Origin of the sequence: Coxiella-like endosymbiont (assembly GCF_024730665.1) — a bacterium.
Classification (GTDB): domain Bacteria; phylum Pseudomonadota; class Gammaproteobacteria; order Coxiellales; family Coxiellaceae; genus Coxiella.
The window spans coordinates 345,521-368,745 of record NZ_CP084737.1; the positions used below are offsets into that span (position 1 = coordinate 345,521).

The window sequence follows — 23,225 nt, forward strand, 5'->3', positions numbered from 1 at the left end:
TCTTTTTTAAAACATGCATCTCTGAAATTTTTTCATCCAACGGGCATCCTGTTAATGTTTCCCCCAATGCATTAATTTTTAATCCTTCTTTAGAATTGCTTTTTTTGCCGGAAAACCTTTGGAACAAAAGTCACCATTTTTTTTATGACAATAAATGCAATAATGGATATGATCCATAACCTCACGGCGACACATACGTGAATCGGTTAGATCGAAGCCATTGCGATAACAATGAGATTCAGAAGCCCCTTTAAGTCGACCAATAGAATCGTCAGAAACAGTAACCATTTTTACTAGGTTTTCATAATTCAAATGCTCAGGCAAATGAAAACTCACCCATCCTTTTACAACTGCCTTGCCTTCCGATTGTGTCATAGCTGCCACACACCATTGCGTCAGTTTTTCGATGGATTCTGTATTCGCTTTCGGATCTTGTAATAAACGTTGACTCCACATCGCGATAGCGAGTTCACGATCTTCTGCTAACTTATTCTGTTCTAGCTGCTTTGTTACCCATTGATCTATTTCATGAAAATTACTTATTTCCTCCGCTTTCTTCAATAAGCGACGTGCTTGACGGAGGACATAAAATTTCTTGAAAGCGAAGATCGGATTTTCTTTTAACGTTATTCCTCGTAGGCGGCTAACAGCCTCTTCAATCGAAAAAAGATTAGCAATAAAAACTTCTAAGATAGGTCCGCATTCGACGATTAGTTCACTGATTTCTTCTGGTTTTAGGAAAGCACCTGAACGATAATGAAGCAGCTTAGCTTGTAGCACTTCATCAGCGCTTTTTAAAAATTTTAAAAAAGACGTGTCTAGTCTAGCAAGACCGTCTGCGGTAAATAACTCTAAAAAGTGGAATTCCTTTAGCGACAGCGATGCATGGGTCATGGAAATAGTGTCCATTTCATTTTATTAATGATACAATAGTCGACGCAGCTTTAATTGGAGAGTCTGTGTTTGTGAAGAAAAGAAACTCTCGGTACCGCGGCGCTTTCATTAGCGAAATCGATAAACGTCTCGCAGAATTTGATCGTACGCATGATTGGTCCGAGACGCAAGATGCCGAAAGAAAAAGTACGAACGCATTTTCAAATTGCGTAGTAAGGCCATTCAGTCTCGGAAAGAAAAATCTATTTGGGATTTTTAATGACAGTCAGAAAATTTATAGATCTTTAAAGAATTCTGTTAATTTCCCACTTTCGTACAATTCCATAACAATATCACTTCCCCGACAAATTCACCTTTAATATAAAGCTGTGGAATCGTAGGCCAGTTAGAAAATTCTTTGATACCTTGGCGAAGATCAGGTGATTCTAATACATTATAGCTTGAAAATTGGACCTCGCATTGCTCCAAAATTTGCACGACGCGTCTCGAAAAACCACATTGTGGAAAATCAGGTGTTCCCTTCATGTATAAAACAACAGGATGACTTTCTATTTGTTGTCGAATTTCTTCTTTTATATTCATCATTAGCCTCTTTTATATTCATCTGGAGTATAAGTCTTGAGTGAAAGTGCATGAATATCAGCGAGCAGAGCATCACCTAGCGCCGCATAAACTAATCGATGCCGCATTACAGGAGTTTTCCCTTCAAAGGCAGGGCATAAAACTACCACCTCAAAGTGGTGCCCGTCTCCTTCAGCAAACACCACGTGACTTTCCGATAAGTTAGCTCCAATACGTCTTTTAATATCATCACCTGTAACCATAAAAGACTACCTTCTCTCTTTGCGTTACATTATAATTCGCACGTTGCAATTACTGGAGCTATTGTAGCATGACATTTGTTGTAATTGATAACTGTATACGCTGTAAATACACGGATTGCGTCGAAGTCTGTCCCGTTGACTGTTTTCGTGAGGGGCCAAATATGCTAGTCATCGATCCAGATGAATGTATCGATTGTAATCTCTGTGTTCCAGAATGCCCTGTTGATGCCATTTTCTCTGAGGACCATTTGCCAGAAGATAAGCAGTGCTACATCAAACTTAATGAAAAACTAGCAAAAGAATGGTCAGTCATTACCTCCAAAAAAGATGCGCCTCCAGATGCCAACAAGTGGGCGGAGGTACACGATAAACTGCAATATCTAGAAACCAAATACCCAAAAAAATAATTAAATAAATTGTTCTTTTTTTAATCAATAGGATGGGAATGTATCCACAGCAGTATCTAAACTAATTAAACCGACTAAGCCCATCCTCATTTTATAACTACTTAATTACAGATAATATTCAATATGACCAATGTATCATCGTAGGTTGATGGCGTAAAATGACCGGATATTCATTATTTGTTACCTATAATAATCCAGTCATAAGAAAATATACCCACTCCCAAAACTAACCGTCAACAAGCGTTAACTGAATAAAGCTTCAGAAGATCTAAAGTTGATATACTCCCTGATGCTGTTTTCGCATCAGGGAGTATATCAACACAGTATCGGGCTTTCGGTTTTTATCTTTCATCAATTCTGTGGTAATGATATGCGCCTCCGACGTCACTTCATAGGTCTTTTATTTTGATGGAATAAGGATGAGACGACATCTTTTTAATGTATGCTCGCAGTTAGCAGTATTATTAGTTATAATCATGGCATTGACTTACTTAGAGATGGTAGCCATGTTCCTGATCACCGTTGAAAGTATGCGTTTTATTTTTTGACTAGATAACGTGGCATTTTTTTGCTGACGACGTATGGAGATCTTTTTAGTAGGACTATTACTATCGATAACTCTGGTACTACTTATATGATTATTTTGTTATTTTTACATTCTAAGAGTATCGTTTCATGAAAAAACTATACATAAAAACGCATGGCTGTCAAATGAATGAGTATGATTCCATTAAAATATTAGATGTGCTCAATGTTTCTCATGGACTAGAACTGACAAGTGACCCAGAAAAAGCCGATTTAATTTTAATTAATACCTGCTCTGTCCGTGCAAAAGCACAAGAAAAGGTATTTTCAGAGCTAGGACGGTGGCGTCCACTTAAAGAAAATCGACCAGAAATAGTAATCGGCGTAGGTGGCTGTGTAGCCAGCCAAGAAGGGGAGGCCATTATCAAGCGTGCGCCTTTTGTTGATATCATTTTTGGTCCACAAACGCTGCATCGATTACCAGAGCTTTTAAATAACGTAATTCAAACACGCCAACCATCGGTTGATATTACCTTTCCAGAAATCGAAAAATTTGATCGCTTACCAGAACCAAAAGCTTTGGGACCTACAGCATTTGTTTCGATTATAGAAGGATGTAGCAAATATTGTACATTTTGTGTGGTCCCGTATACACGGGGTGAAGAAATGAGTCGCCCTTTTGATGATGTCATTGCTGAAGTCATCAAATTAAGTGAACAAGGTGTTCGTGAAATTACCTTATTAGGACAAAATGTTAATGATTATCGCGGTGTTACGTACAATGGACAAGTAGCAGATCTCGCGATGCTGATTCATTATTTAGCAGCTATCGATGATATTCAACGAATCCGTTTTACTACTTCACATCCTTCAGCATTTTCTGAAAATTTAATAGACGCTTACGCAGTAGAGCCCAAGCTTGCCAATCATTTACATTTACCTGTGCAAAGTGGATCAGATCGTATTTTAGGTGCAATGAAGCGCCAATATACAGTGCTTGAATTCAAATCCAAAATTCGTAGATTGCAGGCAGTTCGTTCCGACATTAGCATTTCTTCTGATTTTATTGTGGGATTTCCTGGTGAAACAGCAGCTGACTTTCAAGCCACCATGAATCTCATTCATGAAATCGGCTTTGATCATTCTTTCAGCTTTATTTATAGCCCACGCCCTGGTACACCAGCAACGCAGCTCCAAGATGATGTCCCACTAGAAGTTAAAAAAGAGAGATTAGCTCTTCTTCAAAATCGTATTAACATCAATGCCGCCAGAATTAGTCAGACGATGGTGGAAACCGAACAACGAGTATTAGTTACAGGTCCTTCTAAAAAACAACCAGAGCAATTAAGCGGTCGAACGGAAAACAATCGCGTGGTAAACTTTATAGGAACGCCACCATTGATTGGACAAATGGTAATGGTTAAAATAAAAGAAGCTAGGCCTAATTCACTCTGGGGTGAAGTAAGTATATATCAAGGCCGGTAAAACTTTTCTAGCTGCTGCTTGCACGGCAGCAACCTCTCTGGGACAAGATATTAAACGAAAAATGATCCCTATTAATCATTTGCATGACCACCACTATTTGAAGTATACTGAGAACCTTTATCCGGAAAGGTACGATTGAGGTTGTGCTCCTTTAGCTCTCACATGGGTCATGGATAGTTAGTGATGCATTTGTTATTGTTAGACGGAGCACAAAATGCTATGAGAAAACAGATGGAAAAGCTGTAATTATCAGAAGATTTCACCTAAACAGATTTCCAAATGTGGAATGTGGTACGACGCGTTACTTATAGGCGTATGAAGAAGATAGCGAACGAATTGCATATTGAACTACAAAATGCAACACAGTTTCAACCGCTACCTACACTTTTACAATTACAACGATGGGTTAATGTCGCGTTTCAATTTATCCCCCTCTTTTCTCCTCACAGTGATTCAGAATTAACTATCCGTTTTATCGATAAAGAAGAAAGTGTAGAATTAAATAGAACTTATCTTCATAAAAATAGCCCTACGAACGTTCTATCATTTCCTAATGAATCTATTCCAGGATTTTTTTCAACTTCATTAGGAGATTTAGCCATCTGTGCGCCGCTTGTGGATGAAGAGGCCAAAGCCCAAAATAAGACGTTAGAATCTCATTTTGCTCATTTGGTTATTCATGGTTTTTTACATCTATTAGGTTATGACCACATTGAGGAAGAAGAATCAGAAGAGATGGAAGGACTTGAAATTAAAATTTTATTTAAACTGGGTTATAAGAGCCCTTATGAATAGAAGAGAATAAGGACTATGCTGGGGGTTTGCTTTCTCATTAGCTAATTTCTATCGTTTTAGGGTCACCCTTTAATTATTGTGGATTCTTAAAATGAGTTCACATCTATGAGTCATGAGTCTTAACCTAACATTAAAGAACGTCTGCAGCATAGCTGTTTTCTAATTTTATAGCACTTATCGGGTAAGTATTTTCCTACTGAAAATTATCATTAACATGAATACGCTTGTTATTACTCAAACATCTATCAACTAATCGAACTTTATGATACAAAAAGAGCACGAACTTTTAGGTCACAATGCTTTGAAGGTGGCCCTGAAGATGATTGAAGATATCTGAAAGACATCCGAGAAAGTACGCGCGATGTGATGGCGATGGTTCCCCTAGTCCATAGATGATTATGACTAATCAAAAGCGACCACTCAACTCGTGTTGCGCCATTACTCATTAGTTCTGCTCATTCATACTTTCCTGCTATTGAAGTGATTGATATTTTACTCATGAAAGATTTATTATAACTATAAATTAGAAAAAAGGAGTGAAAAATCCGAATTTAAAGATCTGGCAGCGTCTTTCTGTTTAATTTCAGAAACTAACTTATTTAATATTTTATTTTAAGAAGTTAGGCTAAAGTGAATATGGCCATAAAAAGATATTCTCGAAAAAGATCGTTGGCAAATAGTATTGAGGACTAAAGCAATATTGCTGATTGGAAGCCGCATTATATAATTGAACCAAAAATTACAGAAAAAGTATTTATAATACTGATTTGAGTAGTCCATTTTAAAACGCATATTCATCACGAGATTTTCTACTGTTAACAGCTATGTTATTTAGCGTTCGGTCGTTTACAAAAGCATGGGTTGGGAGCTAATCAAAGCGATGATAGAAAATCAGAGTAATTTTATCCAATAAGTCAATCGTCTAGTGATTATACTTAATGAAACGAACTGTAGAAAAAATGAATAATTTCTTATTCACACTTTTAGCTATTATTGCCGGGGCTATATTAGCGCTGGCTTTCCCCCATTTGGTTGGTTTCCTATCGCCTTTATTTCTCCAGTTATTTTATTAGCTATTTGGATTCGTTCTGGACCTTTACAGAGTCTGTGGCAAGGATGGATATTTGGGGTCGGATTTTTCGGCATAGGAGCTTCATGGGTCTATATCAGCATCCACAGCTTTAGTAATGCTAATATCACTTTAGCTGTTTCAATTACTGTCTTATTTATTTTCATTCTCTCTTTATTTCCTGCTATTCAAGGTTTTTTCTTTTCAATCTTGCAAAAAAAATTTTCTATTTTTGCATCTCTTTTCATTTTTCCTGCGTGGTGGGTCGTCTGTGAATGGTTGCGAAGTAAATTGTTCACAGGATTTCCATGGCTTTTTTTAGGATACAGTCAAATCAGCTCTCCATTAAGAGGATTTGGACCCATTTTGGGAGTATATGGCATTTCTCTAGCAGTAGCCTTTATCAGCAGTTGCTTATATCTTTTATTTTTTCATAAAAAAGTCTTCGTAAAAATACTTGGTGTTACTATAATTATTTTATTATTTACTGTTGGTGATATTTTAAACATTATTCGTTGGACATACCCTCAAAAAGAATCACTTAAAGTCAGTCTGGTGCAAGGTAATATATCCCAACGGCAAAAATGGGATGTTGATCATTTACTGTCTACACTACAGATTTATCGCTCCGAAACAGAAAAACATTGGAATACCGATATTATCGTGTGGCCAGAAGCCGCCATCCCTGTCTATCCTCAACAGGTTTCTCTTTTTCTTAAAAATCTAGATAAAGAAGCTAAAAGACATAAAACAGCACTTATTATTGGTATTCCTATCTACAAAGGAAAGATAAAAAAAACTTTCAATGGATTAATTGTTATAGGTGAAGGGAAAGGTTTTTATTTGAAGCGTCATTTGGTTCCTTTCGGAGAATACACTCCACCATTTTTTTCTACTATAATGAAGTATTTTTTTGATATCCCTCTATCGGATTTAAGTCCTGGCCCTCAGCATCAAATCCAATTATTGGCTAAAAATATATCTTTTGCTCCACTCATTTGTTATGAAATCGCTTATTTTCTGGAGTTTTTAGGGAGTATATCAGGAAAAAAATTCATCGTTGTCGTTAGCGACGATAGTTGGTTCAATAGGAGCATTGCTTTAGCTCAACAATTACAAATTGCACAAATGTGTGCACTGGAAACAGGACGATATGTGCTCTACAGCACAAATACCGGTATTACTGCTATAATTGATCCACAAGGAAAAATTCAACAATCAGCTCCACAAGACCGACAAATTGTTTTATCAGGCAAAATTTACCCGGTTACAGGAAAAACACCTGTAATGAAATGGAATTATTATCCAGTAGTTGGGATAATAATTTTGTTTTTTTTAATAGCATTATTTATGAGGATGTTTCGGATTTATAGTTGACGCCATACGTCAGGGAAAAAGAGTTTAGTTTTGTGAATACAAGGCTTGAGAAAGCATGCTTCATGAGTAAATTCAATTAAGGTCGACAATTAGTACCCACTATCGCAGGATCTATACGCAAAAATAAATTTCCATCCCACTCTTCAGATGATCAAGAATCTTTTAAAAATAGGCCGTTTGTGTAATAGCTATTACAATTCGTTCAATACTAGATGCGTTTAAATCTACACGGAAATATAGAGGAAAGCCAACACTACACGAAACTCCAAAATCCTAGATATCTCAGTATGACAAAGTCATTTCTTTACCTTCCATACAGAAAGTCCCTGAGGTATCCTACCTCAACTATGAATAAATTATATAATCCGAAAAACATCGAAGTAGCTGCTCAAACTTACTGGAAAGAAAATGAATGCTTTGTAATAAAGGAAGATCTCAGCAAAGAAAAATTCTACTGCGTATCCATGTTACCTTATCCCAGCGGGGAGTTACATATGGGACACGTACGCAACTATACCATCGGCGACCTTATCACCCGCTACCAGAGACATAAAGGCCGTAATGTCCTACAACCCATGGGTTGGGATGCCTTCGGTCTTCCAGCGGAGAACGCTGCTATCTACCGAAAGCTGTCGCCTGCCGAATGGACCCATAAAAATATCAAAAAAATGAGAAAACAATTCAAGCAACTTGGCTTTGCTTACGACTGGTCACGAGAAATCACCACCTGCGAACCTGATTATTACCGTTGGGAACAATGGCTTTTTATCCAGCTCTATAAAAAAGGATTGGCTTATAAAAAAAATGCTATCGTTAATTGGGATCCTGTAGATCAAACCGTCCTTGCCAATGAACAAATTATTAACGGTCTCGGTTGGCGTTCCGGTGCTCCTGTTGAACACCGTGAAATTTCACAATGGTTCCTAAAAGTCACTGATTACAGAGAAGAATTGCTAAAAGATCTCAACGAATTAAAAGGATGGCCAGAAAAAGTTATTACTATGCAGCGTAATTGGATCGGGCAATCACAAGGTGTCGTTGTTAATTTTGCTCTTGAAAAAAGCGCAACCCCACTAGAAGTCTTCACCATACGTCCAGATACTTTAATGGGTGCGACCTATCTCGCTATTGCCCCTGAACACCCCATCTCGAAAGAATGCGCCAAAAAAAGTAAAAAAATCGCTGCCTTTTTAAAGAAATATCAACAAACACGAGTAGCTGAAGCTGACATCGCTACTGAGGAAAAAGAAGGTATCGAAAGCGGGCTTTTCGCTATCCATCCCGTTACTCATAAAAAAGTGCCTATCTGGATTGCTAATTTTGTCTTAATAGAGTATGCCTCTGGTGTCATTATGGCTGTGCCTGCACATGATGAACGTGATCATGAATTTGCTGTAAAATATGATTTACCAATTAAACCGGTAATTGAACCTATAGATAATTCCGAATGGAACTATCAACAAACTGCCTATACAAAATTGGGTAATTTAATTAATTCAACGCCTTTTGAAGGAATGAATTCAAAGACAGCTTTTCATGTTATTGCCGATTATCTTAAAAATCATAACCTCGGTTATCAACAAACTAATTATCGCTTGCGCGATTGGGGTATTTCACGTCAACGTTATTGGGGAACGCCTATTCCGATTATTTACTGTAAAACTTGTGGCACTGTTCCTGTCCCAGAAAGTCAATTACCTGTTATTTTACCAGAAAATATTATTCCTACTGGCTGCGGCTCCCCACTCAAGGATTTGTCTGATTTTTACAAAACTAAATGTCCTGCTTGTAATAAAGCTGCTATTCGCGAAACTGATACGATGGATACTTTTGTTGAATCTTCCTGGTATTACGCACGTTATACCTGCTCAGATCAAGGCAAGGTAATGCTTGACGATCGCGCAAAGTATTGGACTCCTGTGGATCAATATATTGGCGGTATTGAGCATTCCGTGATGCACCTTTTTTATGCACGCTTTATGCACAAATTATTGCGTGACCTTGGACTCTTCAATTCAAATGAACCCTTTATTCGCTTATTGACGCAAGGCATGGTTTTAAACAATGGCGCAAAAATGTCTAAATCAAAAGGTAATGTCGTTTCACCTCAATCGCTGATTAAAAAATACGGGGCAGACACCGTTCGGTTATTTATTATTTTTGCGGCTCCTCCAGATCAGGACCTGGAATGGTCTGATAGCGGCATTGAAGGTGCTCATCGGTTTCTAAACAAATTATGGAGTTTTACTTCTCAAGTTAAAGACGCATTAACCAATATTAATCGGCAGAAAAATATAAATGCTTATCAATGGGAAATCTCTTCGCATAAAAAGATTCGTCGAACACTGCACGAATATTTACAACAAGCTAACAATGATATAGAACGGATGCAATTTAATACTGTGGTTTCAACCACCATGAAAATATTAAATCTATTAATGAAATTGACCATAGATAATGAAGCAGACTCTTATTTAATTCATGAAGGGATAGGAATTTTATTAAGGTTGTTATCGCCAATTACTCCTCATATTACTCATCATTTATGGCAAGTTTTAGGATTTGGTAAAAATATTCTTGAAGCAAACTGGCCAAAACCTGATTCTAAAGCTCTACAAACCACTCAAATCGAAATGATCGTCCAAATTAACGGAAAGCTTCGCGCCAGAATTCAAGTACCTACCGAAGCGCCTGATTACACCATTAAAAATACCGCATTACATCAGGAAAATGTACAACAACTTCTTGTCGATAAAAAAATTAAAAATATCATTGTCGTGCCTAAAAAACTGATTAATATTGTAGTAGATGATACGTATGGACGAAGTTAAAGAAAATATTACAAATTTATTTAAAATGCTATTAATGGGAATTTTAATTTGTGAAGCCCTAGCCGCTTGCGGGTTCAAGCCACGCTCAACCAACGATATTGCTCAGCAAATGCGCGTGCTTTATCTAGACTCTTCTAACCCTTACCATCCGTTAGTTGTTCAATTACGCCGCACATTACAAGGGTTAAATGTGCAGTTCACTCAATGCAAAAAAAATGCCCCAATTATATTGTGGATTAATAATATTCACTGGAATGCAGTTATCCCCCAATTATATCTATTGTCAATGCTGTTAATTACACCTATGTTTTACACGTAACTGTTGCATTGGAAAAAAAGAAGGAAAAATCATACAGGGTCCTCGGACTTTTTCATTAAGCCGCACATTAGTTCAAAATAACACTCAACCATATACGCCAAACGCTGCCTGTCTGATGAAACGCGAAATGATCGGAACAATGGTAGATCTCATTTATCATTATCTTACGACCACTCCCAACCGGTAATAGCTATGCAATTATCTTACAAAAAACTTAACACCCATTTAAATCAACAAACTCTTCTACCCGTTTATTTAATTTGCGGTGATGTTCCGCTATTAGTTCAAGAATCGAGCGATCTCATTCTAGAGAGTAGTCGACAGCAAGGGTTTCATCAACGTGAATTACTTTTTATTGAGCCAGGTTTTCATTGGCAGGTATTCACAGAAACTGTCGATAACTTTAGTTTGCTCAGCGATAAAATAATTATTGAAATTCGAAACGCTAAAGCAAAATTCGATGAGAATGGAACCCAAGCCTTATTACGTTATCTCGATAGCCCACCTAATCACAAGCGTTTGTTAATTATTACTAATAAATTGACCGTTGCTCAACAAAAAACTAAATGGTACAAAGCAATTGACCGTTGTGGCGCTGTTATCCCACTGTGGCCTTTATCGACGTGCGAGCTTTCGATATGGATTGCGCAACGTCTAAAATCAGCAAACTTAAATGCAGACGCGGAAAGTATTACACTTTTAGCAGAATTGACAGAAGGAAATTTATTAGCTACCCAACAATCCATCGAGAAATTAAGCTTGCTGTATCGTGATCAACCTATTACTCCTAAGGCCGTCAGTAAAATAGTGAGTGATAATGCATATTTTACGATTTTTGACTTAACGGAAGCAGCATTAATAGGTGCATCCTCGCGTGTAATTCGAATTTTATGTGGCCTATATTCTAATGACAAAGAATTAACTCCACTCGTTCTATGGGCACTTACACGTGAGCTACGCGCACTTTATCCATTAGCTTACGCCTATCAACATGGTAAATCTCTTACGCAATTATTCACCTGTCAACGGCAAATTCGTAAACGGTCACTCAAAATGGCACTTTCTCGATTAAACACGAAAACTATTGCACAGTTACTACAACAAGCAAAACACATTGACCATATTATTAAAGGCATTACACCTGGTAATGCCTGGCAAGCGCTGGAAAGTTTAAGTTTGGCAATTTCTGGTAAGAAATTAAGATGACATTTTCATTATTAGGCCTTTTAGGCGGGACTTTTGATCCTATTCATAAAGCTCATTTATTTATCATTAAGGAATTAGCTAATAAATTACAGTTTAAAGAAATCCAATTGATTCCCTGTGGACATCCTCCTCACCGGAACACACCAATAGCTAGCCCAACGGATCGTATTAAAATGATAAAACGAGCAATCATCAATATCCCTCATTTGAAAATAAATGGCATCGAAACTAGAAGAAAAGGCCTTTCTTATACAATTGATACCCTTAAATCTTTGCGCGTTTCTTTTCCAAGGCAATCGCTCTGCTTTATTATGGCGACAGACGCATTCTTGCATTTTAATCAATGGAATGAATACAAATCTATCTTAAGATATTGCCATCTGATTGTCATAAATCGCCCTGGTTATCCTCTGCTAAAGGAAAAATGGCTTGATGAATTGCTACTACAACATCAAACCAGAAAAGAAGATGATTTAAATCGTGCACAATCAGGCAAAATAATGATACAACATATTCCTACTATTTCAGTCAGCGCCACAGAAATCCGCTGCTACTTAAAAGAGGGAAATGATGCCGCTGTAAAGCCCCTATTACCAGAAAAAGTGTTCGACTATATTAAAAATAAGCGCCTCTATCAATCACTTTACTAAAAAATTGCTTTTTAAGTAGAGCTTGTCTAGAGAGAACAACCCCGATATGATTAGAACAGAATGAAAATAGCTGAACTCGCTAAATTAGTTACTGATACGTTAAACGAGCACAAAGCTTTACAAATTAATAACCTTAACGTCACAATGCTCACTGATATTGCAGACCATGTAATCATTTGTAGCGCCGCCTCACGACGTCACGCAGGCGCATTAGCAGATCAAGTTATCCATCGTGTGAAAGAAAACGGTGTGCGACCACTAGGCGTTGAAGGTGAAGTGGAAGGTGAATGGATTCTAATCGATTTTTTTGACATCATAGTGCACATTATGTTGCCTGAGATACGTGATTTCTATAGCCTCGAAAAATTATGGAGCATGATAGAGGCCAGTGACGAACGATATGAAAATTAATCTAATCAACCCTGGCCGTGTAAAGAACATGGGTTTACGTACGTTTGCATTGTAATTTTGTTTAAGTCTTCTTAAATCCCTATTGTTAAAAGAAACAGATGTATGCTTAGTTAGGAGCAATTGTCTCAATGACGATCAACCGACAGATAAGTTTATTGGAAAGGGATTATTACTGATAAATTAAATTATTTATAAATTATTTACCTTTTGAGGTCCTGAAGTTCTTCCTCCGTCGTATTCAGAAAATCTGGTAAGTCACTTTCCCGATTAATATTTCCAAATCCGATTATACGGATTGTCCTTGCCAAGAAAATTTATCGTGCTTGGAATACAATGATGACTTATTACTCTTAATCATCGTTAAAGAAACAATAGCGATTTCATGAAAAAACAATCAATTGTAATCAAAAATATTCAACTGGAAATGCGTCTATTCAGAAATCGCTGCTTAGCAGCTCTCTTCCTCCTCTTTATCTTTGCTTTCGTTCTCATTAGTCAACTGATTTATTTACAAATTAAAAATCATCGTTTTTATTCGACTTTGTCACAACATAATCTACTCAATATTATTCCTATTCAGCCTAATCGCGGTCTAATTTTCGATCGCAATGGGATCCTATTAGCGAAGGATATCCCTACTTATACATTAACTATCATTCCAAATGGAGCAAAACATTTAAACGCAATGATAAAACGATTAAGTAAAGTTATTTCTCTCTCGGAAGATGATATAAAACGATTCCATCGTATTGCTTATCAATACCGTCCCTACCAGCCTATCCCACTAAAATATAAATTAACTAATGAAGAGGTTGCTCGTTTCTATGTCAATCAATACCGGTTTCCTAAAGTTGAAATTAAAACGCGAATGATGCGTTATTATCCTTTGGCTAATATTACCAGTAATGTATTGGGATATGTCGGACACATTAATCCGCAGGAATTACAAAAATTAAACGCAGATAATTATACTGCTGATGATGATATTGGAAAAATGGGAATTGAAAAATATTATGAAAAGCGGCTTCACGGTACTCTCGGTGCTGAAAAAGTTGAAACTGATGCTAGCGGGCGAATTGTTCGCACTTTAAAAGAAATTTCTCCAAACGCTGGAGACAATATCTACTTAACTATTGATAGTAAGCTACAAGCGGAAGCTAACAAGGTGTTAGGTGACGAAAGCGGTGCCATTGTAGTGATGGCACCGGATACTGGCCAAATACTAGCGTTAGTTACTAAACCTAGTTTTAATCCCAATCCATTTGCATCTGGATTAAGTTTACAAGCGTACCAAAAATTATTGAATTCGCCGCTGCATCCTCTCTATAATCGACCGATCCGTGGGCAATTTGCCTCTGGCTCCACCATCAAACCCTTTTTGGCCATTTTCGGTTTAGATGAAGGAATCGTCACTCCTCAATATCAAATTTACGATCCTGGCTGGTTTCAATTACCAAACACAAAACATATTTATCATGATTGGAGGCTTACTGGTCATGGTTGGGTTGATATTGTTAAGGCTATCGCTGTCTCTTGCGACGTTTATTTTTATAATCTTGCTGTCATCATGGGCATAGACCGTATTGATGATATATTACATAAATTTGGTTTTGGACAGTTGACTGGTGTTGACTTGCCTGAAGAAGTACCTGGCCTTATCCCCTCTCCTGATTGGAAAATAGGTGTTCAAGGTTATCCATGGTATACGGGTGATACTATTGAAACTGGCATTGGGCAAGGGTTTTTTCTAGTTACCCCTTTACAATTGGCACAAGGGGTCTCAATTATCGCCGAACGAGGTAAGAAATACCGACCAACATTGTTATTTAAAAGTGTGGCTCAGAATGGAACAGAGACGATACCACCACTTATTTCTGAAACACCAGTAGTATTAAAAAATCCAAATAATTGGAACATTATTATTCGCGCGATGCAAGATGTAGTAGATAAGCCGTGGGGAACAGCCGATTTTTTTGGCAAACACCCAGGTTTTACTGTGGCAGCCAAAACCGCAACAGCCCAGATTTACGGCCATCAGAGAGATGAAGATACCAGTCGTACCAATATCCCTAAACGATTACGCAATAATCATCTTTTTATCGCTTTTGCGTCTGTCAACCATCCTGAAATTGCAGTCGCTGTGGTGGTTGAGCATAATGCTATGGCTGATAAAATGGCAGGTGAGATTATGAATTATTACTTTAATCACTTAGTAGTATCCCAAGATGCCCAATAATAAATCACCACTACTCAATAAAGTAAATCAGGAATCGCATCTCAAACTACGAATAGTTTATTTATGGTGGAAAGCATTACGAATTGATCCGCCGCTTCTCGTTTTTATTTTTCTGTTAGCAATAACGGGGCTGTTTATTTTGTTTAGTGCCAGTAATCAAAATACTGGTGTGATGTTAAAACAAACCGCCTGGCTACTTTTAGGTTTTGCTGTGCTGTTTATTTTCGCTTACATTTCACCCATTGTTTATCGACGATGGGCACCATGGATATTTGGTGCAGGATTACTGTTATTAATTTCTGTATTAATTTTTGGAAACGTCGATAAGGGTTCCCGTCGATGGTTCGATTTAGGGTTTTTTCATTTACAACCCTCAGAAATTATGAAGCTCGCTATGCCGATGATGTTAGCTTACTATTTCAGTGATAAAGAATTTCCTCCTAAAGCAATTCCACTCATAGTTTCTCTTCTCCTATTAGTTTTTCCAACGATTTTAACAGCAAAGCAACCTGATTTAGGCACAGCCATCATTATCTCTATTTCCGGTCTATCTGTTTTATTATTGATAGGGCTCAATTGGCAACTTATTTTTACTTTTTTATCTATCGGCGCTCTCAGTACTCCTATCGTATGGCATTTTATGCACAATTACCAGAAAGAACGTGTACTGACTTTCCTTAATCCTGAACGTGATCCTTTAGGAAGCGGTTATCACATTATTCAATCTAAAATTGCCCTCGGTTCAGGAGGATTATTTGGTAAAGGATGGTTGCATGGTACACAATCACATTTTCAATTTTTGCCTGCCCATGCTACCGATTTTATTTTTGCTGTTAATGGAGAAGAACTGGGGTTTATTGGTTGTCTTATTTTATTAACTATTTTATTCGCTATTTTTATTCGTTGCTTTTATATTAGTAGTCAGGCGCAAGATACATTTACTCGCTTGTTAAGTGGCGGCTTGAGCTTAACATTTATTTTATCTGCTTTGGTAAATATCGGTATGGTAGTCGGTATTTTACCAGTTGTTGGTATCCCGTTGCCTCTGGTAAGCTATGGCGGTAGTTCGATCGTTACTACAATGGCTGGGTTCGGTATGATTATGTCGATTCATACACATCGAAAATTATGGTCCAGTTAATAAGAGGAATTTTATGTTTAGGAAATGGATTGAAGGAGGATTGTGCGCGGGGTTGTTATTATCAAGCTTATCTGTTTTTGCTTTTGAGAAGAAATATCAATCCCCTTTGCCAACGAAAGCGCGCACATTTATTAATTACATGGTCAAATATTATCATTTCAATCGCACCAAGCTCACTGATACCCTTTTAGAAGCAAAATATAATCAAAATGTAATTTATCAGATTACTCATCCCTATGAAGCTAAACCATGGAACGTTTATCGCACCTTTTTTTGACAACAAAATATATTCAAAATGGTCTTCATTACTGGAAAATGCATAAAGAAGTGTTGCGGTACGCCGAACACCATTATGGAATCCCACCTCCCATTATTGTCGCTATTATTGGTATTGAAAGTAATTATGGTTCACTGGTTGGGAAATTCTCTGCATTAGATACTTTAACGACGCTAGCTTTTCATTATAAAAAACGAGAAAAATTTTTTACACGAGAATTAGTGCAACTTTTTCTATTAGTTAAAGAACAAAGGTTGGCAATGGAGTTGATAAAGAGCTCTTATGCGGGAGCTATTGGCATTCCTCAGTTTATGCCAAGCACTTATCGATATTATGGAGTTACTTATTCAAAAAATGCCCATATTGACCTCATAAAGAATGATGAAGAGGCTATTGTTAGCGTTGCTAATTTCCTCAATAAAAATGGCTGGAAAAGTCATCAACCTATCGCCTGCGCATGTACTGATACAAAGCTCCTCAATCTGGCTCTTATGTCAAAAAAAACTATCCCACAAAAAAATATCGACTTATTAAAAAATAAATTAATATTTGCATCCTGTTCTATACCAGCCAATCAAAAAGCTACTGTCCTTCAAATTAAAAACGAAGACCCGCATGAGTATTGGCTAATTCTTCATAATTTTGATGTGATTATGCAATATAATCCGCGTATAATTTATGCAATGGCAGTTTATCAATTAAGTCAAGCAATTCAAAACAACATGGATAAAGATCTTTAGAAATAATGAATTACACAAATAACGGTGTATGGTGTGAATGACAATTACCAAATAAGACGCCCGCGCCCCCCCGGCGCTACACACTTCTATCCATCATTTAAGTCTATAACCAATCGCCGCCAGCCGTTTTTTTAACGATGGATGTGTAGAAAAGAGATTATTCAAGAAATGTCGAAGTTGAATCCCTGGAATTGCGGGGTCGAATATGTAAGCGGCATAGCGAACAGCCTCATGAGGAGTCTGAGAATATTGACGAGAGTAGTCTTCTTGGTTTTTTGTATAATCGTCCTGAATTTTTATCAAAGCACGTGCGAGGGGTTCATTATCTCGCATCAATTCTACAGAGCCTGCGTCGGCCATATATTCTCGTGTCCGGCTCAGATATAACATTAGTATTACAGTTAAAAAAGGCATTAAATAACGTGATAATAAGATAAAAATGAATAACGGATTCCGTGTTGTTGTTGTTGCTGCCGCCTCCCCTCCCTCTTCTTGCGAGCGATCCTGAAAAATGATGCTAAAGAAAAGAATATCAACGACGACTAATAAAATATTAGCCAACACGGAAGCTGTCATCGTTAATTTAATATCCATATGGCGGATGTGACTGAGTTCATGTGCAATTACCGATTCTAACTCACTGCGATCTAGTTTACATAAAAGACCATGAGTAATTGCCACCATTGCCGATTTTTCGTTATAACCACTAGCAAATGCATTCATATAATTGGCATTAATGATATAAATTCTAGGCATAAACTTGAGTGCTGCTGAAATTCTTAACTCCTCGACGATATTGTAAAGTACCTTTTCTCGCAAAGTTTGTGCAGTATCTAGGGTAATTTCTCTATATTCCGTTCCTAACATCATTAAATTATGGCTAAAAGTAAACGTAACATATAATGAAACCGCAGCGATTAATCCCGTAACTATCATCACCTTAGGAAAAAGTCGAAAGGTAAGAAGAGCAAAAAATAATTGGGAAACAATGGCTTCTGGGTAATGCCACATGTAAATATAAAGATCAACCAGCAAACCAATGGTTAGGTAAATCACTATAAAAGTTGTGATGACTAGAGCGGTCCTCCGCCGATTCTGGCTTAGTGATCGACGCCAGTCAACCGTTGATTTTTGAAAATTACCAATAGGATTCATGATTCTAATTGCACTTTATAATTTTCTTGTTCTTGTATTTTCTCTGGTGGTAATTCCCAATAGGGGAAGTAAAAACTCAACTTGCTAGGAAATAAACTGACAATTATCAAAGGGAAAATCATTTTCTTTTTAGCATTATAACGTTCAACGCTATCGTTATAAGCCTGCTTCGCATAAGCTAATTTGTTTTCTGTACTCACAATAGTCTCTTGTAATTGCAGGGCATTTTGGTTAGCTTTAAGATCTGGATATTGCTCGAAAAAAAGGATAAGCCTGATAGAATCGTGGATATCTTGTTCTCAGCTTTCATGCGAGCGCCATCATTCTCTGTCTGTTTTGCAATTTGTGCCTCATTACGCAACGCAACTACATCTTTCAAAGTAGAACGTTCGTAATCCATGTACTTCTTAACTACGTTAATAAGTGATTCAAAAACCTTATAGCGACGATCCAATTGAATATCGATTTGCTTATTGTTATTACGGATTGATTCTATCAGAGCAATCAAACTGTTATATGCTGCAACCCCATAGACAGCGAACAGAAAGACTACGATCAAAATTATAAAGAGAGTCATAACAAGTACCTTTTTTGGTTTAATTATGATAATTATAACTTAATTAATATGCAACTGATATAATACCGCACTGTTTCCTGCTCATGCCAGAAAAATAGATGTATCCTTTCAACGTTATCAGAGGCATGCTCCTTTATGGAAGGAATAGTTGAATCAAATACTCCGGCAAGTAGGTTACTTGAGATGATGGGCCTTTCATCACACGTTTAAAAAATACCAGCGATACAATCGAATTTTAAATTTTGCATTTTTTGAGTTATAAAATCAAAAAGAGGCTTATAAAACTCTTAAAGGCTCTTTTATCTAGATTCGCCCTGTCTTTCTAGAAAGCTACACATTTTCAAGATTGTGTGTCATCCTAATACTACTGGATAATCTTCACAAGAATTATATTGCTGTTCTCTGATGATTTTCATAGGAAGCTCGCAATTCTGAGAAATGTTGTCTTATTTCTCCTAAAAGAAATATTTTTCAATCAAAAAGCAGACAATAATCTATAAGTTAATTTTATCCTTATCAATAGGATTTTTATCCCCCCTGCGGATTTATTAGAGTCGACAGTTAAATATTTAGTCCCTAATAAGCTTTATTCAAATTCAATTCTAAAACCTTTTATGCATTATTATTCCAGTTTTCCAGTAACTATCTTCTGCAAAATCTTTATTCACATCTATTTTCGTTTACAAATTTCATCGGTATTTTTAAAACTTAGATAAGAATTTGCCTTATTTTTTAATTTATCTGGTAAAGCACTCAATTAATTCATTAAATAAATTAGAAAAATGATGAGTATATTCTCTCATTGATTAGGACAGATACGAAAAAATCTTTTTTACCTTACCTCAGATCTCATGACATATATGTCTTACGCACAGCCTTTAATGATGAATAAGAAACATTCTTCTTAATTTATTGCTTATTAAGCACTACTATTATTAAGCTATACTACTATATTAAATGGTATAAAATATAAGTAAAAGTGTTTGTGCTCAGCATTGAGAATTTAATCTAATTAGTATGATTTAGATTGATTTGAGTCAATACAATCAAAATCTCTGAAAGATTTACTGAAATTTGGACTTATAGACTCATATTAATTTTTAAAAATGCGATACAAATTTTATTAAGATTTTCGATAAGATTAAAATAAATTTCAAATTTATAAATTGTAAATTCTCTTACTATAGAATATAGAAGCGTCAAAACTTAACACAGTATTTTTATAATTAATTTCTTTCTTATTCTCTCTTCTATTGTAAAAAACTAATAAGTTTTAGAATAACGAAAGATAAATCTGCTTTCTTATATATCTTTTTCAATAAATCAGTTTTTAAATATTTTATTTATTTCTGTGCATACGAGCTTTAATAATAATTCAAAATAATTCTTTTATATTAGAATTATTGCCTCAAAATTAAAAAATTTCATTTTCATACTTATATATACTCATATATGAATCGTCACAACTTTTAGCAATAGTATCTAAATGTCCTATAAGCTTACTATCCTAGAATTTTTAACTGATACAATGTTGTCAAGCATTATCTCTCACGCAGATTTTAATTAAATTTAAATTTTACCTTTTAAACGCAATAAGAAAAATGGATCGGCACAGATTTTTCTATCTCTTTATGATAAAACTCAATAAGTTTCAATAAACATTAATCCAAGGAAATCTTGCTATTCTTCTTTCTTTATCAATTGCAGTATACAATCTATGAAAAGCTGTAGTATGTTATCATCAAAACTAATGTTTCTCTTAATTTTTTAAATATTTCTTTCACCTAACTTATCATTCTGAATTAATTCAATTTTATATTTCATCATTTCTTTTTATTCAGATAGTACTTTTCAATTCGTTCAATAAATTAGATTCTTTTTTATACATATTTAATTCTTGAACATTCTTATTTTATCTTTAATATTTCTCCCTTTTTATTTATTAACTTTTATATGCGGTATAAAATTTCAGAATTGAATTCATGCCTTGCAGACCTATTTTCCCTACAAGGAAAGATTCTATTTTTCTTTTCTTCTATCACATCTAGCACAGGGATTATTACTGATAAATTAAATGATTTATCTTTTTCTGAAATTTACTTTATCAATGTAATCCTATTAAAACTATAATAACATCTCGTTTAAACATACGCGAGTTCAATTAATTTTTAATTTTAAAAATAAAATTTTCGTATCAGTAGATAATTTTTAAATATAAGAATAATTATATCAAAAACTATAAATGTTTACTTTCCAATAAATCTAGAAAAATTTTTTCATTAAGAATAGAAATACCTAATTTTTTTGCTCTATCATACTTACTACCAGGATTTTTACCAGTCACCACATAATCGGTATTTCTTGAGACATTACTGCTAGTTTTCCCGCCAAAATATTCAAGTTTTTCTTTTACCTCATTTCGAGTGAACGACCTTAAACTGCCAGTTAAAACGAAAGTTTTGCCAGTAATCCAAGATTTTTTAATTACTTGTTCTTCTGTCCAGTGAATACCTAATTGAATTAATTTATTAATTAAATCAACATTGTACTTTTGATGAAAAAATCCTTTAATATTTTTGGCCATCACTGGGCCAATGCCTCGAATGACTTGTAGATCTTCTACAGAAGCTTGCATTAAAGATTCAAGTTTACGAAAATGACGAGCTAGTGTGCGTGCAGTAGTCTCCCCTATCCCACGAATGCTTAGAGCATATAAAAACCGAGATAATGTTGTTTTTTTACTACGCTCGATTGCTCTTAGCAGATTAAAAGCCGATTTTTCACCCATACGAGGCAATGTGGCAATCGTCGACTGTTTTAATTGATAAACAGTGGTAATATCTTGAATCAATTTTTTCCGTATGAAAAATTCAATCAATTTCTCTCCTAGTCCCTCGATATTCATTGCTTGACGCGAAGCAAAGTGTTTAATCGTTTCGCGTAATTGAGCACGACAATATAATCCCCCCATGCATCGTGCCACGGCTTCACCGTCAGGCTTAACGACTTCCGCATAACAGATTGAACAATGCGATGGCATTTTAATTATTTTGGTATTCTCCGGTCGCTTTGACAAAATAGGACCAACTACTTCAGGAATAACGTCACCTGCTCGACGAACAATAACAGTATCACCGATCCGGACATCCTTTCGCTCCAATACGTCAAAATTATGCAAAGTGCCACTACTCACCATCACCCCTCCGATAAATATCGGCTCTAAACGAGCTACCGGTGTGACAGCACCAGTACGTCCTACCTGAAATTCGATTCCCTTTAACAATGTCATTTTTTCTTTGTCAGGAAATTTATAAGCGATAGCCCATCGCGGCGCACGTGAAACAAAACCTAATTTTTCTCGCAATGCTAGAGAATTTACTTTTAAGACAATACCATCTATATCGAATCGTAATTTCTCACGAATTTTTACCAAATCTTCATAATAGCTAAGACAGCCATTAATCCCTTTAACTACCTTGATTTCAGGAACGATCGGAATACCCCATTCTTTAAAGCGCATTAACATATCACTATGCTTTTCAGGCAATTTTCCTCCCCTTTAAAAATACCTAAGTGATATCCAAAAAAAATGAGTGGTCGTTTAGCAGTAATTCGAGGGTCTAATTGGCGCAAACTACCAGAAGCAGCATTTCTAGGATTAGAAAATGTTTTTTCTCCACGCCTCTCAGCTTCCCAATTAAGTTTTATAAAACCTTCCCGTGACATTAATACTTCACCGCGTATTTCAACCAGGTTCGGATAATTGCTGCCACGTAACTGCAGAGGAATGACTGAAATAGTTCTGGCATTTTGTGTTACATTCTCACCTATGAAACCATCGCCTCGTGTAGCAGCGCGCATCAGCTTACCATCTTCATATAGCAAGCTTAATGCCACCCCATCCAGCTTGGATTCACACACATATTCCAAGGGGTTCTTGGTATTCAATCGTTTCTGGATGCGTTCATTAAATATAAGCAACCCTGCTGCATCAAATACATTATCCAATGACAACATTGGAATTTCATGATGAACCCGCTCAAAGACAGTGAGCGGGTTAGCGCCAATCCGCTGAGTTGGAGAAGCTGAGATAATTGAGCCTGGATATTTTTCTTCTAATTCTCGAAGTTCAAAAAAAGTTGATCATAAACCGCATCTGAAATACTAGGTTGCGATAAAATATAATAGCGATAATTGTGCTCATTAATCTCTTTTCTTAATCGATCGATTTTTTTGTGAATCTCTAGCGGAATTATCACTTTTATTTACCTACCGATTTGACTTCGTTAATTTCATCAAAAACAGA

Annotated in this window: 16 protein-coding genes and 4 pseudogenes; 14 read left to right on the forward strand and 6 right to left on the reverse strand. The window is 36.1% G+C overall.

Annotated elements, in window-relative coordinates:
* Window positions 1-78 precede the first annotated feature (78 nt).
* Window positions 79-909, reverse strand: coding sequence for a hypothetical protein (locus tag LG660_RS01490; protein ID WP_258267599.1), 831 nt, complete (start codon window positions 907-909; stop codon window positions 79-81).
* 56 nt (window positions 910-965) lie between these two features.
* Between LG660_RS01490 and LG660_RS04315 the strand changes: the two are divergent.
* A pseudogene (locus LG660_RS04315) lies at window positions 966-1,040 on the forward strand (hypothetical protein); the annotation flags it as partial.
* Window positions 1,041-1,168: 128 nt separating this feature from the next.
* Here the strand turns inward: LG660_RS04315 and grxD are convergent.
* A pseudogene (gene grxD, locus LG660_RS01495) lies at window positions 1,169-1,476 on the reverse strand (Grx4 family monothiol glutaredoxin).
* 2 nt (window positions 1,477-1,478) lie between these two features.
* Window positions 1,479-1,718, reverse strand: a complete 240-nt coding sequence (locus LG660_RS01500; RefSeq protein ID WP_258267600.1) for a BolA family protein — start codon at window positions 1,716-1,718, stop codon at window positions 1,479-1,481.
* Between the two features lie 68 nt (window positions 1,719-1,786).
* Here LG660_RS01500 and fdxA point away from each other — a divergent pair, with 68 nt between their 5' ends.
* The 13 genes from fdxA (at window position 1,787) to mltB (ending at window position 17,187) form a co-directional block, all read left to right on the forward strand.
* A complete protein-coding gene (gene fdxA, locus LG660_RS01505) occupies window positions 1,787-2,125 on the forward strand; it encodes a ferredoxin FdxA (RefSeq protein ID WP_258267601.1) in 339 nt (112 codons plus the stop codon).
* 675 nt (window positions 2,126-2,800) lie between these two features.
* Window positions 2,801-4,135, forward strand: coding sequence for a tRNA (N6-isopentenyl adenosine(37)-C2)-methylthiotransferase MiaB (gene miaB, locus LG660_RS01510; protein ID WP_258267602.1), 1,335 nt, complete (start codon window positions 2,801-2,803; stop codon window positions 4,133-4,135).
* A gap of 315 nt (window positions 4,136-4,450) precedes the next feature.
* On the forward strand, window positions 4,451-4,930 hold the full coding sequence (gene ybeY / locus LG660_RS01515; RefSeq protein ID WP_258267707.1) for an rRNA maturation RNase YbeY: 480 nt from the start codon (window positions 4,451-4,453) through the stop codon (window positions 4,928-4,930).
* Window positions 4,931-5,993: 1,063 nt separating this feature from the next.
* Window positions 5,994-7,376, forward strand: a complete 1,383-nt coding sequence (gene lnt / locus LG660_RS01520) for an apolipoprotein N-acyltransferase (RefSeq protein WP_258267708.1) — start codon at window positions 5,994-5,996, stop codon at window positions 7,374-7,376.
* 347 nt (window positions 7,377-7,723) lie between these two features.
* Window positions 7,724-10,207 carry a leucine--tRNA ligase gene (gene leuS, locus LG660_RS01525; protein ID WP_258267603.1) on the forward strand — a complete coding sequence of 828 codons (2,484 nt, stop codon included), beginning with the start codon at window positions 7,724-7,726 and terminating at the stop codon, window positions 10,205-10,207.
* Entirely contained in the window at window positions 10,194-10,526 is a 333-nt protein-coding gene (locus LG660_RS01530; RefSeq protein ID WP_258267604.1) for an LPS-assembly lipoprotein LptE, read from the forward strand. The genes leuS and LG660_RS01530 overlap by 14 nt, the downstream gene beginning before the upstream one ends.
* A gap of 192 nt (window positions 10,527-10,718) precedes the next feature.
* Complete coding sequence (gene holA / locus LG660_RS01535) at window positions 10,719-11,732, forward strand: DNA polymerase III subunit delta (RefSeq protein ID WP_258267605.1); 1,014 nt, start codon at window positions 10,719-10,721, stop codon at window positions 11,730-11,732.
* Complete coding sequence (gene nadD / locus LG660_RS01540) at window positions 11,729-12,382, forward strand: nicotinate-nucleotide adenylyltransferase (protein ID WP_258267606.1); 654 nt, start codon at window positions 11,729-11,731, stop codon at window positions 12,380-12,382. The genes holA and nadD overlap by 4 nt, the downstream gene beginning before the upstream one ends.
* Window positions 12,383-12,442: 60 nt before the next feature.
* Window positions 12,443-12,793 carry a ribosome silencing factor gene (rsfS, locus tag LG660_RS01545; RefSeq protein WP_258267607.1) on the forward strand — a complete coding sequence of 117 codons (351 nt, stop codon included), beginning with the start codon at window positions 12,443-12,445 and terminating at the stop codon, window positions 12,791-12,793.
* A 382-nt stretch (window positions 12,794-13,175) separates the two neighbouring features.
* Complete coding sequence (gene mrdA, locus LG660_RS01550) at window positions 13,176-15,029, forward strand: penicillin-binding protein 2 (RefSeq protein WP_258267608.1); 1,854 nt, start codon at window positions 13,176-13,178, stop codon at window positions 15,027-15,029.
* A complete protein-coding gene (gene rodA, locus LG660_RS01555; RefSeq protein ID WP_258267609.1) occupies window positions 15,019-16,170 on the forward strand; it encodes a rod shape-determining protein RodA in 1,152 nt (383 codons plus the stop codon). The genes mrdA and rodA overlap by 11 nt, the downstream gene beginning before the upstream one ends.
* 13 nt (window positions 16,171-16,183) lie before the next feature.
* A complete protein-coding gene (locus LG660_RS01560; protein WP_258267610.1) occupies window positions 16,184-16,447 on the forward strand; it encodes a hypothetical protein in 264 nt (87 codons plus the stop codon).
* Complete coding sequence (gene mltB / locus LG660_RS01565) at window positions 16,444-17,187, forward strand: lytic murein transglycosylase B (RefSeq protein ID WP_258267611.1); 744 nt, start codon at window positions 16,444-16,446, stop codon at window positions 17,185-17,187. Before LG660_RS01560 ends, mltB begins: the two co-directional genes overlap by 4 nt.
* Before the next feature lie 93 nt (window positions 17,188-17,280).
* Here mltB and htpX read toward each other — a convergent pair whose 3' ends face one another.
* The 3 genes and pseudogenes from htpX to ligA form a co-directional block, all read right to left on the reverse strand.
* The gene (htpX, locus tag LG660_RS01570) at window positions 17,281-18,342 is read right to left on the reverse strand and encodes a zinc metalloprotease HtpX (protein ID WP_258267612.1); all 1,062 of its coding nucleotides are present in this window, start codon (window positions 18,340-18,342) and stop codon (window positions 17,281-17,283) included.
* Window positions 18,339-18,919 (reverse strand): annotated as a pseudogene (locus tag LG660_RS01575) (LemA family protein). The gene htpX and the pseudogene LG660_RS01575 overlap by 4 nt, the downstream one beginning before the upstream one ends.
* 2,236 nt (window positions 18,920-21,155) lie before the next feature.
* Window positions 21,156-23,175, reverse strand: a pseudogene (ligA, locus tag LG660_RS01580) (NAD-dependent DNA ligase LigA).
* Between the last annotated feature and the right edge of the window lie 50 nt (window positions 23,176-23,225).

What these genes read in the sequence shown, in the direction of transcription:
- LG660_RS01490 (WP_258267599.1), bottom strand. Translation starts at nt 909, where the DNA reads ATGGACACTATTTCCATGACCCATGCATCGCTGTCGCTAAAGGAATTC.
- LG660_RS01500 (WP_258267600.1), bottom strand. Translation starts at nt 1,718, where the DNA reads ATGGTTACAGGTGATGATATTAAAAGACGTATTGGAGCTAACTTATCG.
- fdxA (WP_258267601.1), top strand. Translation starts at nt 1,787, where the DNA reads ATGACATTTGTTGTAATTGATAACTGTATACGCTGTAAATACACGGAT.
- miaB (WP_258267602.1), top strand. Translation starts at nt 2,801, where the DNA reads ATGAAAAAACTATACATAAAAACGCATGGCTGTCAAATGAATGAGTAT.
- ybeY (WP_258267707.1), top strand. Translation starts at nt 4,451, where the DNA reads ATGAAGAAGATAGCGAACGAATTGCATATTGAACTACAAAATGCAACA.
- leuS (WP_258267603.1), top strand. Translation starts at nt 7,724, where the DNA reads ATGAATAAATTATATAATCCGAAAAACATCGAAGTAGCTGCTCAAACT.
- LG660_RS01530 (WP_258267604.1), top strand. Translation starts at nt 10,194, where the DNA reads ATGGACGAAGTTAAAGAAAATATTACAAATTTATTTAAAATGCTATTA.
- holA (WP_258267605.1), top strand. Translation starts at nt 10,719, where the DNA reads ATGCAATTATCTTACAAAAAACTTAACACCCATTTAAATCAACAAACT.
- nadD (WP_258267606.1), top strand. Translation starts at nt 11,729, where the DNA reads ATGACATTTTCATTATTAGGCCTTTTAGGCGGGACTTTTGATCCTATT.
- rsfS (WP_258267607.1), top strand. Translation starts at nt 12,443, where the DNA reads ATGAAAATAGCTGAACTCGCTAAATTAGTTACTGATACGTTAAACGAG.
- mrdA (WP_258267608.1), top strand. Translation starts at nt 13,176, where the DNA reads ATGAAAAAACAATCAATTGTAATCAAAAATATTCAACTGGAAATGCGT.
- rodA (WP_258267609.1), top strand. Translation starts at nt 15,019, where the DNA reads ATGCCCAATAATAAATCACCACTACTCAATAAAGTAAATCAGGAATCG.
- LG660_RS01560 (WP_258267610.1), top strand. Translation starts at nt 16,184, where the DNA reads ATGTTTAGGAAATGGATTGAAGGAGGATTGTGCGCGGGGTTGTTATTA.
- htpX (WP_258267612.1), bottom strand. Translation starts at nt 18,342, where the DNA reads ATGAATCCTATTGGTAATTTTCAAAAATCAACGGTTGACTGGCGTCGA.